The organism is Pseudomonas sp. P179, assembly GCF_000478485.2.
Classification (GTDB): Bacteria; Pseudomonadota; Gammaproteobacteria; order Pseudomonadales; family Pseudomonadaceae; genus Pseudomonas; species Pseudomonas aeruginosa.
The window spans coordinates 310,814-311,990 of record NZ_KI517354.1; the positions used below are offsets into that span (position 1 = coordinate 310,814).

The 1,177-nt window shown below is 46.3% G+C and carries 1 protein-coding gene and 1 pseudogene; both read right to left on the reverse strand.

Annotated features, from left to right (window positions below):
• Positions 1-295: 295 nt before the first annotated feature.
• Positions 296-652, reverse strand: coding sequence for a hypothetical protein (locus tag HMPREF1224_RS0111850; protein WP_169057971.1), 357 nt, complete (start codon positions 650-652; stop codon positions 296-298).
• A gap of 89 nt (positions 653-741) precedes the next feature.
• A pseudogene (locus HMPREF1224_RS45540) lies at positions 742-1,177 on the reverse strand (hypothetical protein); the annotation flags it as partial.

The following is a 1,177-nucleotide window of genomic DNA, read 5'->3' on the forward strand; positions in this document are numbered from 1 at the left end:
CCCTTCAGGTAGTTATCGCCAAATTGCTGCCGGAACTCTGGCGAAGTGGCCAACTGCTCCAGAGCTGCATAGGTTTCCCTCCAGCTCTTGACCAGATCATAAACACCGAAAAATAAATCTGTCCCCTTTATTCTTACAGAGAATTAGAGTAGGGAAAATAAATCTGTCCCCTTTATGGTCTCCTTTATGGTCTGAATATCGGCGCGGATATCTACGTTTATTGCGCCGAGAGTCTGCGCATTCTTCCCGCCGAACAGCTCAACGGTGGGCTTCCCGCCTGTTGCTTTTGCCCCATCTAAATCTCTAACTTAGATAAAGCCACGTCATCTGAAACTCTAACCACGCCATCAACTATGGACAAGTTATCCTCTGACTCCAAAACGCTAAAACCACAATCTCCAAAATCGAAATACACGCCGACACAACTATCTTCCACATCCGAAATAAGATACTTGTAAACAGCAAGCAGGTCCTTGCCAAAATATCTATCCAATTCATTCGAACTCTGGATCGGGTACGCAAAGTCATCGGAAATCTCATCCAGCCCCAACAGCTTTGGTTCAGAGCCAAAAGACAAAATCCTTAACACACCTTCCCCAATATCTAATGAAACCCACCCCGATCTTGAAAACCTAAGAAACAGAACCAACATTTTACAAACCAAAGACCCCGACATAAAGAACGACCGAAATCTAAACTCAAAAATCTTCTCACCAATGATCATAAGGCCAAACCCCGCGACTAAAATTTTGAGGATTTCTCTGAAATCAAAGTGTCGAATTCATATTTGCCGCCGGGCAACACTCGTAGGCTAACAGTGCTATTAGTTTTAGAGCTGTAAACATGAACAAGGTCATAATCCCCTCGGACAGCCGACTTAGGAATTATGTCACTAACAGCGGTAGCGTTCTCCAATGTTTCTTTAACTGCTAGCTTGGCCTGCTCAACACCAGCGCGACTGGCCTCGTAAGGCAGTCTGCCCTCACCTATTTTCGCACCCAACTTCTTGTTTAAATTTGCTGCTTGAGAGCTAAGAAACGTATCAACCCCACCGAGTTCAGGAAGTTTTTGAACTCCTTTTGCCCCCCCACCCAGCCGACCCAAGTCCCCCACTGCCCCGAGCTGCGAACTCATACTACCGGAAACAGGTGACTCCGCAATCGCGTTGACCAGGTTC

Coding starts and splice junctions, on each gene's coding strand:
- HMPREF1224_RS0111850 (WP_169057971.1), bottom strand. CDS start 652: ATGTTGGTTCTGTTTCTTAGGTTTTCAAGATCGGGGTGGGTTTCATTA.